At 30.0% G+C, this 15535-nt stretch carries 14 protein-coding genes; 5 read left to right on the top strand and 9 right to left on the bottom strand.

Features of this window, described 5'->3' with window-relative positions; translation table 11 throughout:
* Positions 1–24: 24 nt before the first annotated feature.
* Positions 25–1482, bottom strand: coding sequence for a Na+/H+ antiporter NhaC (gene nhaC / locus AAC008_RS01935; RefSeq protein WP_339887085.1), 1458 nt, complete (start codon positions 1480–1482; stop codon positions 25–27).
* A gap of 83 nt (positions 1483–1565) precedes the next feature.
* Complete coding sequence (locus AAC008_RS01930) at positions 1566–2768, bottom strand: aminotransferase class I/II-fold pyridoxal phosphate-dependent enzyme (protein ID WP_339887084.1); 1203 nt, start codon at positions 2766–2768, stop codon at positions 1566–1568.
* Positions 2769–2953: 185 nt separating this feature from the next.
* On the opposite strand from AAC008_RS01930, the gene AAC008_RS01925 reads away from it, so the two are divergent.
* Positions 2954–3412 carry an Lrp/AsnC family transcriptional regulator gene (locus AAC008_RS01925; RefSeq protein ID WP_339887083.1) on the top strand — a complete coding sequence of 153 codons (459 nt, stop codon included), beginning with the start codon at positions 2954–2956 and terminating at the stop codon, positions 3410–3412.
* A 97-nt stretch (positions 3413–3509) separates the two neighbouring features.
* Complete coding sequence (lpdA, locus tag AAC008_RS01920; RefSeq protein ID WP_339887082.1) at positions 3510–4913, top strand: dihydrolipoyl dehydrogenase; 1404 nt, start codon at positions 3510–3512, stop codon at positions 4911–4913.
* Between the two features lie 193 nt (positions 4914–5106).
* Here lpdA and AAC008_RS01915 read toward each other — a convergent pair whose 3' ends face one another.
* Both AAC008_RS01915 and AAC008_RS01910 read right to left on the bottom strand, forming a co-directional pair.
* A complete protein-coding gene (locus AAC008_RS01915) occupies positions 5107–5481 on the bottom strand; it encodes a DoxX family membrane protein (RefSeq protein WP_339887080.1) in 375 nt (124 codons plus the stop codon).
* Positions 5482–5578: 97 nt separating this feature from the next.
* Positions 5579–6478 carry a DUF4349 domain-containing protein gene (locus AAC008_RS01910; protein WP_339887079.1) on the bottom strand — a complete coding sequence of 300 codons (900 nt, stop codon included), beginning with the start codon at positions 6476–6478 and terminating at the stop codon, positions 5579–5581.
* A gap of 190 nt (positions 6479–6668) precedes the next feature.
* On the opposite strand from AAC008_RS01910, the gene AAC008_RS01905 reads away from it, so the two are divergent.
* The 3 genes from AAC008_RS01905 to AAC008_RS01895 are packed head-to-tail and all read left to right on the top strand — an operon-like array spanning position 6669 to position 11350.
* Positions 6669–7967, top strand: a complete 1299-nt coding sequence (locus tag AAC008_RS01905) for an anthranilate synthase component I family protein (protein WP_339887078.1) — start codon at positions 6669–6671, stop codon at positions 7965–7967.
* Positions 7968–7982: 15 nt separating this feature from the next.
* The gene (gene tilS, locus AAC008_RS01900) at positions 7983–9290 is read left to right on the top strand and encodes a tRNA lysidine(34) synthetase TilS (RefSeq protein ID WP_339887077.1); all 1308 of its coding nucleotides are present in this window, start codon (positions 7983–7985) and stop codon (positions 9288–9290) included.
* Complete coding sequence (locus AAC008_RS01895) at positions 9290–11350, top strand: cytochrome c biogenesis protein CcdA (protein WP_339887076.1); 2061 nt, start codon at positions 9290–9292, stop codon at positions 11348–11350. Before tilS ends, AAC008_RS01895 begins: the two co-directional genes overlap by 1 nt.
* 72 nt (positions 11351–11422) lie before the next feature.
* Here AAC008_RS01895 and AAC008_RS01890 read toward each other — a convergent pair whose 3' ends face one another.
* The 5 genes from AAC008_RS01890 to AAC008_RS01870 form a co-directional block, all read right to left on the bottom strand.
* Positions 11423–11623, bottom strand: a complete 201-nt coding sequence (locus AAC008_RS01890; protein WP_264558599.1) for a helix-turn-helix transcriptional regulator — start codon at positions 11621–11623, stop codon at positions 11423–11425.
* Positions 11616–12092: a hypothetical protein gene (locus AAC008_RS01885; protein ID WP_339887075.1), complete on the bottom strand. Its 477-nt coding sequence runs from the start codon at positions 12090–12092 to the stop codon at positions 11616–11618. Before AAC008_RS01885 ends, AAC008_RS01890 begins: the two co-directional genes overlap by 8 nt.
* An 89-nt stretch (positions 12093–12181) precedes the next feature.
* Complete coding sequence (locus AAC008_RS01880; RefSeq protein ID WP_339887074.1) at positions 12182–13255, bottom strand: alanine/ornithine racemase family PLP-dependent enzyme; 1074 nt, start codon at positions 13253–13255, stop codon at positions 12182–12184.
* The gene (alr, locus tag AAC008_RS01875) at positions 13255–14406 is read right to left on the bottom strand and encodes an alanine racemase (RefSeq protein WP_339887072.1); all 1152 of its coding nucleotides are present in this window, start codon (positions 14404–14406) and stop codon (positions 13255–13257) included. The genes AAC008_RS01880 and alr overlap by 1 nt, the downstream gene beginning before the upstream one ends.
* Positions 14399–15529, bottom strand: a complete 1131-nt coding sequence (locus AAC008_RS01870; RefSeq protein ID WP_339887071.1) for an amidohydrolase — start codon at positions 15527–15529, stop codon at positions 14399–14401. Before AAC008_RS01870 ends, alr begins: the two co-directional genes overlap by 8 nt.
* Between the last annotated feature and the right edge of the window lie 6 nt (positions 15530–15535).

The raw sequence follows: 15535 nt of genomic DNA, 5'->3' as shown, positions 1-15535 counted from the left end.
AAATAGATTTTTGTTATGAATAGACTACTCTTTGATAGCTGTAGTCAATTGTCTTATTTTTATATTGAAAGCTGCAAAAATTAAAGTCATAAATGGACTTAGTATGTTAAAGAATGCATAAGGTAAATAATCAAAAGTATCTACACCTAATGTTCCAGATTGATAAGCACCACAAGTATTCCAGGGAATTAATACAGAAGTAACTGTTCCAGAATCTTCTAAAGTTCGACTTAGATTTTCAGGGGCTAAACCTTTATCATGATAAGCTTTTTTGAACATTTTTCCAGGAACAACAATAGCTAAATATTGGTCAGATGCTGTTATGTTTAGAGCTAAACAACTACCAACAGTTGAAGCAAATAAACCAAATGTAGATTTTGCCATACTTAATAAGGTTTGACTAATTCTTGCCAAAGCTCCAATTGCATCCATAATTCCTCCAAATACCATTGCACAAAGAATTAACCAAATTGTGCCTAACATTTTTTGCATTCCACCAGATTTGAATAAATCAGCTAAATTTTCATTATCTGTTGGAATAACAGATTCAACCGTTATAGCATTTAAAATTCCTTTGTAAGCATTTGCAAAATTCAAAGTTTTTTCACCGGAAAGCATTAAAACAATTTCAGGTTGAAAAATTAAAGCAAAAACAGCAGCTAATAATGTCCCAATAAATAAAGCAATTAAGGGTTCTGTTTTTTTAACAATTAATCCAATTACAACAATCGGAACTAAAAATAGCCAAGGTGTAATATGAAATGCTTTTTGGATATCGGCTAATAAAGCAGATGAATCAGCGACGCCAGTAGTTTCTACTGTTAAACCCAGTATAATAAATATGATAAAAGTAACACAATACGTTGGTACAGTTGTTAAAGACATGTATTTAATATGTGTAAATAAATCTGTTCCAGCCATTGCAGGTGCAAGATTTGTAGTATCTGACATTGGAGAAAGTTTGTCACCAAAATAAGCTCCAGAAATTACAGCACCGGCAACCATTCCTAACGGGAAACCTAATGTTCCACCAATTCCAATTAACGCAATACCAACAGTTGCTGATGTTGTCCATGAACTTCCAGTAGCAATTGAGATTACAGAACATATTATTAATGTCGCAGGCAAAAATATTCCTGGACTTAAAACTTGTAACCCATAATAAATCATAGATGGAATTATTCCACTCACTAACCAAGTTCCTGCTAAAGAACCAACCATTAAAAGGATTAGAATTGCACCCGCTGTAGATTTTATGTTTTCGGCAACTTCATCCATCATTTTTTGAAAGGATACTTTGTTGAAAAAACCAACAATTGCAGCAACAGCAGCACCCACTAATAAAATAAATTGATTACTTCCACTTAAGGCATCATCGCCAAAAATGTAAACATTATAGCCCAACATTGCTACTAAAGCTATCACAGGAATTAAAGCTTCCCAAATACTTAGTTCCTTATTCCTATTAATATGTGTATCCATGAATTGTTTTTTGAAGACGCAATATATAAAAAAAAATCCGCTTAAGAATTTCTTAAACGGACTTTATTAATTGAGTTATTTTATTATAAAATATTTAATTCTTTCATGCAAGCTTTCATCATTTCGTAAGTTCTTTCAATGTTGTTATCTAATCCAATTGAAAAACGAATTAAACCATCTGTTAACCCCATTTCTGCTTGCTCTTCTACTGGAATTTCTGAAGAAGTAGATGAGCCAGGAGCACTGAATAATGTTTTGTAAAACCCTAAACTTACTGCTAAATAACCTAAGTTTTTCTCTTGCATTAATTCCATTAAGGCATTAGCTTTATCTAAACTTCCAACATCAATAGTCATCATTCCTCCAAAACCATATTCTGGGTTAATCATGTTTTTATAAACTTCATGACTTGGATGAGATTTTAATCCTGGATAAACCGTTTTGATTCCGTCTTTTTCAAATTTTTCAGCTAAATAAGCTGCGTTTAAACTGTGTTGTTTAATTCTTAAATGTAAAGTTCTTAAGTTTTTCATCACACTTGCAGAACGCATACTATCCATAGTTGGTCCTAAAAGCATACTAGCACCTGAATTTACATCTTTCAATTGATTAATGAATTCTTGTGAAGCACAAACTACACCACCAACAGTGTCGCTACTTCCGTTAATGTATTTTGTAAGGGAATGAATAACAATATCTGCTCCTAATTTAATTGGTGAAACTGATAAAGGGGAAAATGTATTGTCAACCACTAAAGTTAAGTTGTGTTTTTTTGCAATTTTAGATAATTCAGCTATGTTAGCAACTTCTAAAAGAGGATTACTAACTGTTTCACAATATAAAACTTTAGTATTTGGAGTTATAGCCGCTTCAACTATATCTAATTTAGTAATGTCAACAAATGAAGTTTTTACACCCATTCTTGGAGCAAAATTCTTTAGAAAAGCATAAGTTCCACCATAAATTGTGCGACTAGAAACAATATGATCACCATTTCCACATAATTGTAGTAGAGTAGGAGTGATTGCTCCCATTCCAGAGGCTGCTACATTTGCTGTTTCTGTTCCTTCCATAGCTGCTAGAGCTCTATCAAGATATAAATTACTTGGAGATGAATGACGAGAATATAAATAACATCCTTCAGCATTACCTTCAAAGGTATCAAACATAGTTTTTGCAGAAAGGAATGTATAAGTAGAAGAATCAGAAATAGATGGGTTTACACCACCAAATTCTCCAAAATATTGTAAATCTTGAATGTTGTCAGCTGGATTGAAATTGCTCATTATATTTTTTTTAATTAGTAGTTAATTGTTTATTTATTATGTCAAAATTCACTATTTTTTTTTGTTTTTTCAAGACATGTTTAAAATATTAGTTTATTTATCTATTATTTTACTTAATTATAGAAAAAAAATCTATGTTTGGTTGTAAATATATGTTTTTTTAGTAATTTTGAAACTTAAAACTAATGATTATGGATGTAATAGACAAAAAACTAGTAGGTTATCTACAATTAGATGCTAAAAAAACAACAAAAGAATTATCTTTAAACCTGAATCTTTCAGTAACTGCTGTTTATGAAAGAATTAAAAAATTAGAACGTGAAGGAGTAATTTCTAAGTATGTAGCCTTACTTGATAAAAAGAAAATCGATAAAGGTTTTATGGTTGTTTGTAACATTAAATTAGTGCAACATAATGTCGATAGTGTAACTACTTTTGAGAAGGAAATTGTTAAATTAGAAGAAGTTTTAGAATGTTATCACGTAAGTGGTGATTATGATTACATCATTAAAATATATGTAAAAGATATGGATGCTTATAGGGAGTTTATGTTGACGAAGTTGACAACACTTCAACACATTGGAAGCACACATAGTGTTTTTATGATTGGTGAAGTTAAGAATACTACGGTTTTTAATGTATAAATATTTAAACTATAATTATTTTATAAAATTTATAATATTACCTACAAAAATCTTAATTTTGCATAACAAAATAAAATAACACACAAAAAATACAAATATGAGTCAGTTTGATGTAGTAATAATAGGTTCTGGTCCTGGTGGATATGTTTCAGCAATTCGTTGTGCACAATTAGGATTAAAAACCGCAATCATTGAAAAATATTCAACTTTAGGTGGAACATGTTTAAATGTGGGATGTATTCCTTCAAAAGCGATGTTAGCTTCTTCACATCATTATGATGAAATGAAACATTTTGCAGATCACGGAATTGAAGTTTCGGGTGAAGTAAAAGTGAATCTTCAAAAGATGGTTGATAGAAAACAAGCGGTTGTAGATCAAACTTCTGGTGGTGTTAAGTTCTTAATGGATAAAAACAAGATTACCGTTTTTGAAGGATTAGGTTCTTTCGAAGATGCAACTCACGTTAAAGTGACCAAAAATGATGGTTCATCTAAAACTATAGAAGGAAAAAATATCATAATTGCAACAGGTTCAAAACCTTCAAACTTACCTTTTATCACTTTGGATAAAGAAAGAATAATCACTTCAACCGAAGCTTTAAAATTACCAGAAGTTCCTAAACATTTAGTAATTATTGGTGGTGGAGTTATCGGAATTGAATTAGGACAAGTTTATTTACGTTTAGGTGCACAAGTTTCTGTAGTAGAATATATGGACAGAATTATTCCAGGAATGGATAGTTCGTTATCTAAAGAATTAACAAAAGTACTTAAGAAACAAGGAATGAAGTTCTATGTTTCACATAAAGTACAAGCTGTTGATAGAAAAGGAAATGAAGTTATTATAAAAGCAGAAAACAAAAAAGGAGAAGTAATTACTTTAGAAGGAGATTACGCTTTAGTTTCTGTAGGAAGAAAACCTTACACTGCTGGATTAAATGCGGATAAAGCAGGAGTTAAACTTACAGATAGAGGAATGGTTGACGTAAACGATCATTTACAAACAAATGTTTCTAATATTTATGCTATTGGTGATGTGGTTCGCGGAGCAATGTTAGCACACAAAGCTGAAGAAGAAGGAGCAATGGTTGCTGAAATCTTAGCTGGACAAAAACCACACATAGATTATAACTTAATTCCAGGTGTAGTTTATACTTGGCCAGAAGTTGCTGCTGTTGGAAAAACAGAAGAGCAATTAAAAGAAGAAGGTGTTGCTTATAAATCTGGAAGCTTTCCTTTCAAAGCTTTAGGTAGAGCAAGAGCTGGTGGTGATTTAGATGGATTTGTAAAAATCTTAGCTGATGAAAAAACAGATGAAGTTTTAGGAGTTCACATGATTGGTGCTCGTTGTGCAGATTTAATCGCAGAAGCAGTTGTTGCTATGGAATTCAGAGCAAGTGCAGAAGATATTTCTCGTATGAGTCACGCACATCCAACGTTTGCAGAGGCTATTAAAGAAGCTGCATTAGCTGCAACAGATAATAGAGCCTTACACGTTTAAATTGCAATAAATAATTAACTTTTACGTTAGCCTAGATTAACTTAAATTAATTGGTACAATTATTGTGCTATATAATATAAATTATTGCAGTTTTCATAGTATTTATTTAATTGGTTTAAAAAAATATAGAAATTTCCTGCAATATAGAAAGTCCCGTGAAAACGGGACTTTTGTTGTTTAAAAAGGTTGATTTTTATGCTTTAAACAAATTTTTATAAGAATCCCAATGAGCATAAATCAAAAATAAATTTGCTCCTAAAACAAATATAGCAATTGGAAAATCAGAAACTTGAGTTACAGTATGAATCAAGAATATGTTTATTGTAATTGGTAATAAAGCTAATAAAGTTACTTTCATAAATTTTCCACTTAATAAACTTAAACCTGCAATTAATTCTACAGATTTTACCAAAGGCATCATGTATTTTGAGGCCATAATTCCAGTCATCAAAGTTGCCATGTCACCAGTTGGAGCTTCAGCTTCCACTAAGTCAAAGAAATATGCTATTGATGCAAAGACCATTAATGCACCTAAAAGAATTCGAACAATCAAAATTGCAATTTTCATAATGTGTTAATTTTATGGGTTAATCTTCAAATATAAGATTTATTATAATTAAAAAATCACTGATAACCAGTGGCTTATTAACAAAATTTTGAAAGGATTATTTTTTTAGAAACTTTTTATAACCAAAGAATCCTAAAAAGCCAATTAAAATGAAAGGCCAAAGTGAAACAAGAAAAGCCAAAATATTTTCAAGAATAAACCAACCACTTTTTAAACTTTCCCAAATTTGTAATCCAATATTTGGTCTGTATGAATTCAGGCTTTTTTCATTAGCAATCATTTCTTGTGTTATAGTTTCATCTTGATAAATTTGAAGCGTCAAAGTGCTAAAATTCACTTGATCTTCTAATGATAAATTTTGTAATTTATTAGTGTCATTTTGTTCTTTTTTATCATCTAAAGTATCTTCTGCTCCAACAATTTGATTCAACTTTTTCCCTTTAGTATCAATAGCTTTTGCTAATCTATCTTCAGAAGACGTACTTCTATTTTGAGCCATTTTATTAGATAACATTTGTAAAGTAACATCATCAGCTTTAATAACTCTATAATTTAAGAAATGAATTTGCTTAGCAATAGTTTTAATTACAGTGTCTAATTGCGTATTTGGAACTCGAATGGTAATATCATTTTCAACTTGATATTTTGTAGAAACCAAAGTACTATCTTGACTCATTTTAGTTTTGTCTTCCTCTAAAATAGTACTTTGCAAGTTAGTGTAAGTCACAAATCCTCCAAATTTAACGGTTGCATCTTCAATTTGATTCGTGGATTTTGCCACATTTTTGACTTTAAATTTAATGTCAGCAGTTCTTACAAATTTCCGATTACTTTTTGGGTCAACTTTTGCTGCTGATGAAGAGACTGCTTCATTTTTTTCTACAGCATCATAGTTTGATTCAATTGAGGATTCTTCAGTTCTCTCTTGTGATTGTTTACAAGAAATAGCAAAACCAATTACTAGTAATGCTAATACAACGTTTACTCTTTTGTTCATAAATTCATCTTTTAAAGGTTTATTGATAATTATTTAATTTTTTTAAGGAATAAGTAGTTTTATTATCAATAGAAATGAATTTCAGAGGTTTATGTTTTAGAAAGTAAACTAAAAATCATGCCAAGTTTTATCGATGTTGTTTTTATCTAAAACTATTTTTATTGTATTTTTGAAATTCAAATAAAAAGCATTGAGAACTTCTATAATAAAGCCCATTCAAAATCCAATAGAATTCAAAAAACAAATCTTAGATTGGTCACAGCAGTTTAGAGAAGTTGTTTTGTTAGATTCAAACGTTTCATATAATAAAGATTCAAAATATTCAAGTTATGATTTAGTTTTAGCTGTTGATGCTTTCATGGCTATAAAAACGGACTATACAAATGCTTTTGAGGATTTATATGAATATCAGTCCCGAATGAAAGATTGGTTATTTGGTTATATGTCTTATGATTTAAAAAATGATATTGAGGATTTAAAGTCTAAAAATTTTGATGGATTACAATTTCCTGATTTATATTTTTTTCAACCTAAGAAATTATTTTTTCTAAAAGGAAATCAATTGGAAATTCAATATCTAAATATGTGTGATGATGAGGTTGAGGTTGATTTTGATGAAATTTTAAATCACCAATCACCAATTACCAATCACCAATCACCTAAAATAAATCAACGAGTTTCCAAAGAAAGATATATTGAAAAGGTTTCTAAAATGTTAGATTATATTCATCGTGGTGATATTTATGAAGCAAACTTTTGCATGGAATTTTTTGCAAAAGATGTTCAAATTAATCCATTACAAGTTTATAATGATTTGAACGAAATTTCAGAACCACCTTTTGCTGTTTATTTTAAGAATAAAGATAATTTTTTGATATCAGCTTCACCAGAACGTTATTTGAAAAAGGTAGATGCTAAAATTATTTCGCAGCCTATAAAAGGAACTGCTAAGCGAAGTTTTGATATGGAATTAGATGAAGAACTTAAAGTTAACTTATCTAAAGATGCTAAAGAACGTTCAGAAAACATAATGATTGTCGATTTAGTTAGAAATGATTTATCGCACACAGCTACAAAAGGAAGTGTTCAAGTAGAAGAATTATGTCAAGTTTACACATTTAAGCAAGTTCATCAAATGATTTCTACAGTAGTTTCAAATGTAGAAAACACAACTTCACCCATCCAAATTATAAAATCTACTTTTCCTATGGGAAGCATGACTGGTGCTCCAAAAATTTCAGCCATGAAAATCATTGAAGAACTAGAAGAAACCAAAAGAGGTTTGTATAGTGGAGCAGTAGGATATTTTACTCCAAACGGAGATTTCGATTTTAACGTTGTAATTCGAAGTATTTTATACAATTCATCCAATCAATATTTATCGTTTTCTGTCGGAAGCGCAATAACTTCACAATCAATTCCTGAGAAAGAATATGAAGAATGCTTATTAAAAGCAAAAGCCATGTTTGAGGTTTTGTTAAACAAATAATACTTATTTTTGAGCATGCAAAATCAATTTCAAGACCAACTACAAAAACAATTCACTTTTATAAAAGAAAAAAAACTTCTTTTAGCCATAAGTGGTGGAATTGACAGTATGGTTTTATTGCATTTATTTCATGAATTAAAATTTGATATTACGGTTGCTCATTGCAACTTTAGTTTACGTGATGTAGAAAGTGATGCTGATGAAGAATTTGTAAAATCAACTTGTGAAGCATTAAAAATTCCGTATTATATTCAGAAATTTGATACTAATGGATTTGCTTCTGATTATAAACTTTCCATTCAATTAGCGGCTCGAAAATTACGTTATGATTGGTTTTCTGAACTTTTAACCGATAAAAAATTAGATTATGTTTTAACGGCTCATCATTTGGATGACGAAATTGAAACGTTTTTAATCAATCTAACTCGTGGAACTGGTTTAGAAGGTTTAACCGGAATTCCAGTAAAAAATGAAAAAACAATTCGTCCTTTATTAAAATTTTCAAGAGAACAGATTGAAACTTTTGCTAAAGAGAACAACATAAAATGGAGAGAAGACTCGAGTAATGCTTCCAATAAATATTTGCGAAATAAATTACGACATGATGTAGTTCCAATTTTGAAAGAATTGAATCCAAGTTTTATGAATTCGTTTCAAAATACTTTGGATAATTTAAAACAAAGTCAGTCTTTAGTTGATGATGCTTCTCGAATTGTTTACAGAAAAGTGGTTCAGGAAGAAGAACATCAAAAGAAAATCAATATTTCAGAATTAAAACAACTAGAAAATTATGAAGCTTATCTTTTTCAATGGTTGAAACCTTTAGGATTTTCAGCTTGGGAAGATATTTATGATTTAGTTGATGCTCAATCAGGAAAACAAGTTTTTTCAGAACATTATTTCTTATTAAAAGATAGAGATTATTTGATTGTTTCTGAGAAAAATCAGAATGATAATCAAAATATATATAAAATTGAAAAAGAGGTCTTAGAAGTTAAAAAACCCTTAAAATTAGCAATAAGTAAGGTAGATGACATTTCTAATCTTTCAAATACAACTATATTTGTTGACGAAGAAAAGATATCATTTCCTTTAGTCATTCGTAAATGGCAAGAAGGAGATTTTTTTTATCCTTCAGGAATGAACGGTAAAAAGAAAGTCAGTAAATATTTTAAAGACGAAAAATTTTCTTTGATAGACAAACAAAATCAATGGTTACTTTGTTCAAATGATGAGATAATTTGGATTATAAATCACAGAGCAGACGAACGATTCATTGCAAACAACAAAACAAAAAACATAATAAAACTAGAAACAAAATAATGAAGAAAATTCTTTTAAGTTTAGTACTTTTAGTTTCCTTTTTAGGAAATTCACAAATATTAGATCCAGTTAAATGGAAATCAAAAGTCGTTCAAAAATCAGACACAGAATTTGAATTGGTTATGGAAGCAGCCATCGATACAGATTGGCATTTATATTCACAATTCACACCAGACGGAGGAGCACAACCTTTAGTTTTTACTTTTAAAGGAAGTGGTAAAGACTTTAAATTAGTTGGGAAAACTAAGGAAGGAAAATACAAAAAAACATACAATGACATTTTTGAAGTTGACGAATATTATTTTTCTAAGAAAGCAACATTCACCCAATTAATAAAAGTTACCAATCCCAATCTAAAAGAGATTAAAGTACTTTTAGAAGGACAATCTTGTATTGAAGGAAAGTGTATTCAAGAAGAAGATAACTTGACTTTCAAATTACCAGCAATTAAAGTTGTAGAAAAAGTAGAAGAAGTTGTAAAAGAGGAACCAATAGAAGAAGTTGTTCCAGTAGAAGTTGCTTCTAATGATATTGATTCAACGGATGTAACTATTGCAAACGTTTCTGAAACAAAAGAAACAAAAGAAACAACTGAAACAAATAAAACAACAACTTCTAATGAACCAATAGAAGAGAAAAAAGGTTTATGGACTATTTTCTTTTTAGCATTTCTTGGAGGTTTTGCAGCATTGTTAACACCTTGTGTATTTCCAATGATACCAATGACAGTGAGTTTCTTTACAAAACAAAGTAAAACTAAAGCTGAGGGAAAACGAAATGCAATACTTTATGGTGTTTCAATCATTTTAATCTACGTTTTATTAGGAACTTTAGTAACAGGAATTTTTGGAGCAGATGCTTTAAATGCCTTATCAACTAACGTTTGGTTTAATGTAATTTTCTTTGGATTATTAGTGTTTTTTGCAACATCATTTTTAGGAGCATTTGAGATTGTATTACCAAATTCATGGGCAAATAAAGTTGACAAACAAGCGGATAGAGGTGGATTTGTCGGAATATTATTCATGGCTTTAGCTTTAGCAATTGTATCATTCTCATGTACTGGACCAATTGTTGGAACATTATTAGTAGAAGCAGCTTCAAAAGGTGGATTAGCACCAATTGTAGGTATGGTTGGATTTTCATTAGCATTAGCGTTACCATTTATGTTATTCGCAATGTTCCCAGGTTGGATGAATTCATTACCAAAATCAGGTGGTTGGTTGAACACAGTAAAAGTATCTTTAGGATTTTTAGAATTGGCTTTAGCGTTCAAATTCTTATCAAATGCAGATTTAGTAGTTCAAGGACATTATTTAGAAAGAGAGTTATTCTTAATCATTTGGATTGTAATTTTTGGAGCTTGGGCAATGTACTTATTCGGAAAATTAATGTTACCGCATGATAGTCCAATTTCACATTTATCTGTGGGAAGATTATATATGGCAATTTTGGTTTCTATGTTTACCTTATACTTAATTCCTGGACTTTGGGGAGCACCTTTAAAATTAATTTCAGGATTTCCACCACCAATGACTTATAGTGAAAGTCCAAATGGAGTAGGTTATAAGTTTGAAGGAAATGTTGGAGAAATTTCTGCTTTACCAGAACACGCACACAAAGGACCACACGGAATTGTTGCTTTTCATGATTACGAACAAGGTTTAGCTTACGCGAAAGAAGTTGGGAAACCAATATTATTAGACTTTACAGGATATGCTTGTGTAAACTGTAGAAAAATGGAAGACTTCGTTTGGTCTACACCAGAAATTTTACCAATGTTAAAAGAAGAATTTGTATTGATTTCATTATATGTTGATTCAAAAGCAGAATTACCAAAAGCAGATCAATACGTTTCTCCTGAAACAGGAAAAGAAATTGTTACTGTAGGAAATAAATGGAGTGACTATCAAATTACAAGATACCAAAATAACGCCCAACCTTATTATATTATCTTAGATGATGAAGGTAAAGATTTAACAAAACCAGTTGGCTATACACCAGATGTTGAAGAATATAAAGCTTGGTTAAATGAAGGTTTAGTAGCTTTTAAGAAATAATTTTATATTGTCATTCTGAACTTAATTCAGAATCTAAAAATCCCAATCATTAGTTTTGATTGGGATTTTTTTTTAATCTGTTTCTTCTAAAGAAAATATTTCTTCCACTGGTTTTTCAAAATATCTTGCTAATTTTAAAGCTAATAGAGTAGAAGGAACATACTTTCCTTTTTCCATAGCGTTTATGGTTTGTCGGCTGACTTCTATTTGTTTGGCCAATTCTTCTTGCGAAATGTTTTTGATGGCTCGTAATACTTTTAAATTATTAGTCATCTTGATTGGTTTTATTTAGTTTGTAAATCGTGTAGTGAAATCTAATGATAAAGAATATCAACAAGGTGAACATATTATAAAATAATACATTTAAATAAGGCATACCATATATAAATAAAGTAAAAAATAATATTAAAGCATAATTAAAATAGGTTGCCCAAACTAAGCTTTCATATCTAATTTTTGATATCATTTCATCTTCTTCTTTAAGTTTTGAAAACCCAATAAAAATGCCACCTAAAATCATTCCAATTGTCAATAATTCATCTGAAATACTGTTGGTAATTATATCAAAAAAACCAGGTTTTTCTCCAATAGATTCTTGATAAATTGCAAAAACGTCTACCGTTAAAAAATCATCTGGAGAAGTATTAAAAATAGAACTTGAGATTATCAGTAATAAACTCGGTACAAATAAAACCCATCCTAAGGTTTTAAAGCTGTTCGGAAAAAGGAAACGTGTTTTCATAAGAAATGATTTTAAATTCATTTCAAATGTAAAGTATATTTTACATATAGACAAATAAAATTTACATAAAGTAAAATTTACTATACTGTTTATTCCACTCTTTTTTCAATATAATCTGAATTTAATAGATACAAAGCTCCCATATATTGAAGGTCGAACGAAACTAAATCACCCACTTGATATTTCTTTTCAGAATTACTAATATCAATTACAGTCATGTCTGAACTAGAATCAATAATTGTGATGGCTTTATTTGTTGGGGCTAAATATTGAGGTTGCATATCCAATAATCCAATATCTAAAATAGCTCTTAAAGAAGTTTGACTTAAATCTGCATTTTCATCTACTTCATAAGTGTGACCCGCTACATTTTCTCCTAATTCACCTGTCGGATTATTTGGTTTTTCAGTTACTTCTATGATTTCAGCATAAAGTTTAAATACATCATTATGCATACCTTCAATGGTTTCTCCTGTAAACAAATCTTTTGCGAAAAATAAAGCTTCACCAATTCGAAAATGATTAACAGCCATTGGTCGAGCATTCTTTAGCATCAAGGGAATTGCAACCGAAGTTCCACCAGAAACCCAAGGAATTTTTACATTGAATTTAGCTTCAATAAGTTGTTTATATAAACTCAATTGAATTAATTTATCTTGTGTTGGCATTACACCGCTTAAACAGTTTAAATTTGTTCCAATTCCTCTAATTTCGATATTTGGAAGACTAAAAATTTGTTCGTAAAAAGACATTAATTCTTCTCCTAAAACTCCTTCACGCAAATCTCCCATTTCGATCATAATGATAATTTTATGGGTTTTATTTTGACGTTTGGCTTCTTCAGATAAAAGTTTGATGGTGTAAATTTCGGTATTGAAACTTACATCAGCATATTTTACGATTTTTGCAATATTCAGTTTTGAAGGTGGCTTTATGTAAACCGTTTGAATCTCTGGTTTTAGTTTTTTGATTTTCTTCAAATTACTAATTCGAGAATCGTGCATTTCCATTACACCTAAATCAATTACTTCTTTTAGATAAATAGTATTTCCACAAAGTAATTTGGTTACAACACCCCATTCTATATGTCTCTCTTTAAAAAGAGTATCAAGAAAAGTATAGTTTTCTTTTAATTTTTGTCTATATAATTTTAAAAATGCCATTATTCAATTATTTTTCTAGGAATAGATTTAGATATACGTGATAAAAACTCATAATTCAATAAATTATTTAACTCTCCAAAGGAAGAAACGGAAATAGATAAATCACCTTGATTTCCAATTAAAACCACTTCATCTCCTTTTTTAATATGTTCGATTTCTGAAACATCTAAAGATAACATATTCATGTTTATGGTTCCAATTACACCACAACGTTTTCCATCAATTAAAACGCGACCTTGATTGCTCAAAGAACGACTATATCCATGAGAATATCCTAAAGGAATAGTTGCAATTTTCATATTTTCTTTGGCCATGTAACTGGTTCCATAACCAATAAATTCTCCTGATTTTACTCGTTTTACATTCATAATTTCACTTTTCCATGAAATTACGCGTTGTAATGGATCAATTTTTTTCTTGTTAGAATTAAGGTAAGTTACCAAAACTTCAGGACTTGGCCACAAACCATATTGTAAAATTCCAATTCTCACTAAATCCATTTGCGTTTCTGGAAACATCATGGAAGCAGCTGAACAAGCTGTGTGTTTTATTTTAGCTTCAATTCCGTGTGATTTGAAAATTTCTATAGCTTCATTAAATCGTTTGATCTGACTTTCGACTCTGTAATAGTTTGAAATACTTTCAGCTCCAGCATAATGAGTACAAATTCCAACAAAATCAAGATATTTTGCCTCTTTAATTAAATATTTTGCCAATCTTGAAAGTTCTTTTTTAGAAAAACCAGTTCGGTTCATTCCAGTTTCAATTTCAATATGAATTTTGGCTTTTGTTTTTAATTTTTTGGCTGTTTTTGTTGCTGAAGCCAAACGATAACGTTCAAAAACAAAAAATTGAATTTCATTTTCGATTACCCAATTTAAATCGTCATCGGCTACGAAACCCATAATCATAATGGTTACTTTGTTTCCTAAAGTTTTAAAAACAATTTTAGCTTCTTCTACATCAAAAACTGAAAAATGATTGACTCCGCTTTGATGAGCCATTGTAACAAATTCTTTGATGCCATGACCATAAGCATTTCCTTTAACGACTGAAGAAAAAATTACTTTTTTACCCAACATTTTTTTTAAAAATGCGAGATTATTTTGATAAGCTTTTTGATTTATTTCTATGATAGAATTTCTATGCATTTAAAATTTCTTTTGTAATTTGATGGAATAGTTTTATGCCTGTTTCAATAATTTCGTCAGGAAAATCATAATCAGGATTGTGTAACGCTGGTGTGTTTTCTCCTGAACCTAAGCCCAACATTGCTCCTTTAAAGTTTTGAGTAAATAACCCAAAGTCTTCACCAAAAGTAAAAGGAAGCTCTTTTTCTAGAATATCCAAATTAAGATTTGAAGCCGATTTTCTAATAAAATTTACTGCTTCACTATTATTTTCATTGGCTTGAAAACTTTCTGTCCATTCGATTTTTGTTTTCAAATTAAATTTAGTGGCAATTTTGGTTACATTTTCTTCTAAATTTAATTCTATAATTCTCATTTGAGCATTACTATTGCTTCTAACTGTGAAATGAACTTCACCATAACCAGCAGAAACACCATAAGCTTTTTCGCCCATATTGATGTGAATAGGAGTGATGAGACAATACTTTTTAGAAGAAACGTCAGTATTGATTTTTGAGTTAAAAACCTGAATAATTTCGGCTATAGCCAATGAAGGATTGATTCCGTTTTCAGGTTCACCTGCGTGAGAAGTTTTTCCGTTTAATTGAATAATCATACTGTTGACAGCACAAGTAAACGTATTTTCTTTAATTACAATTTGATGTTTTTTAAATCCGGGAAGATTGTGTAATGCAAAGGCAAAATCAGGTTTTATAGCATCAAAATTAGAGTCATTTAAAACTCTTTTGGCACCATTTCCGTCTTCTTCTGCAGGTTGAAACAAAAGCATTACGGTTCCTTTTTCTAAAGGATTTTCATGCAATGTTTTTGCCATTCCACACAGAATAGCCATATGACCATCATGCCCACATTTATGAGAAACTACTTCGTAAATTGATTTATAATCAAACGAATTAATTTCTTGAATAGGTAAAGCGTCTAATTCACATCGAAATAGTATTGATTTTCCTTCTTCTTTTCCTTTATAAATAGCCAAAATCCCTACACCACCAAGATTTGTAATCACTTGATTGGGTTTATATTTCGCTAGAAAATCTAAAACTCTTTGAGCAGTTTTAGATTCATTTCCCGAAACTTCAGGATGTTTATGTAACTCTTGTCTTAATTGAATAAGTTCTTCCAAAATGTA

Origin of the sequence: uncultured Flavobacterium sp., from assembly GCF_963975515.1 — a bacterium.
Taxonomy (GTDB): Bacteria; Bacteroidota; Bacteroidia; order Flavobacteriales; family Flavobacteriaceae; genus Flavobacterium.
The sequence above is the reverse complement of the archived record's forward strand: the minus strand, read 5'-3'. Positions and strand labels throughout refer to the sequence as shown.

Bases quoted from the DNA above. Each gene is read 5' to 3' on its own strand.
- nhaC (WP_339887085.1), bottom strand. From the start codon at position 1,482: ATGGATACACATATTAATAGGAATAAGGAACTAAGTATTTGGGAAGCT.
- AAC008_RS01930 (WP_339887084.1), bottom strand. From the start codon at position 2,768: ATGAGCAATTTCAATCCAGCTGACAACATTCAAGATTTACAATATTTT.
- AAC008_RS01925 (WP_339887083.1), top strand. From the start codon at position 2,954: ATGATTATGGATGTAATAGACAAAAAACTAGTAGGTTATCTACAATTA.
- lpdA (WP_339887082.1), top strand. From the start codon at position 3,510: ATGAGTCAGTTTGATGTAGTAATAATAGGTTCTGGTCCTGGTGGATAT.
- AAC008_RS01915 (WP_339887080.1), bottom strand. From the start codon at position 5,481: ATGAAAATTGCAATTTTGATTGTTCGAATTCTTTTAGGTGCATTAATG.
- AAC008_RS01910 (WP_339887079.1), bottom strand. From the start codon at position 6,478: ATGAACAAAAGAGTAAACGTTGTATTAGCATTACTAGTAATTGGTTTT.
- tilS (WP_339887077.1), top strand. From the start codon at position 7,983: ATGCAAAATCAATTTCAAGACCAACTACAAAAACAATTCACTTTTATA.
- AAC008_RS01895 (WP_339887076.1), top strand. From the start codon at position 9,290: ATGAAGAAAATTCTTTTAAGTTTAGTACTTTTAGTTTCCTTTTTAGGA.
- AAC008_RS01890 (WP_264558599.1), bottom strand. From the start codon at position 11,623: ATGACTAATAATTTAAAAGTATTACGAGCCATCAAAAACATTTCGCAA.
- AAC008_RS01885 (WP_339887075.1), bottom strand. From the start codon at position 12,092: ATGAAAACACGTTTCCTTTTTCCGAACAGCTTTAAAACCTTAGGATGG.
- AAC008_RS01880 (WP_339887074.1), bottom strand. From the start codon at position 13,255: ATGGCATTTTTAAAATTATATAGACAAAAATTAAAAGAAAACTATACT.
- alr (WP_339887072.1), bottom strand. From the start codon at position 14,406: ATGCATAGAAATTCTATCATAGAAATAAATCAAAAAGCTTATCAAAAT.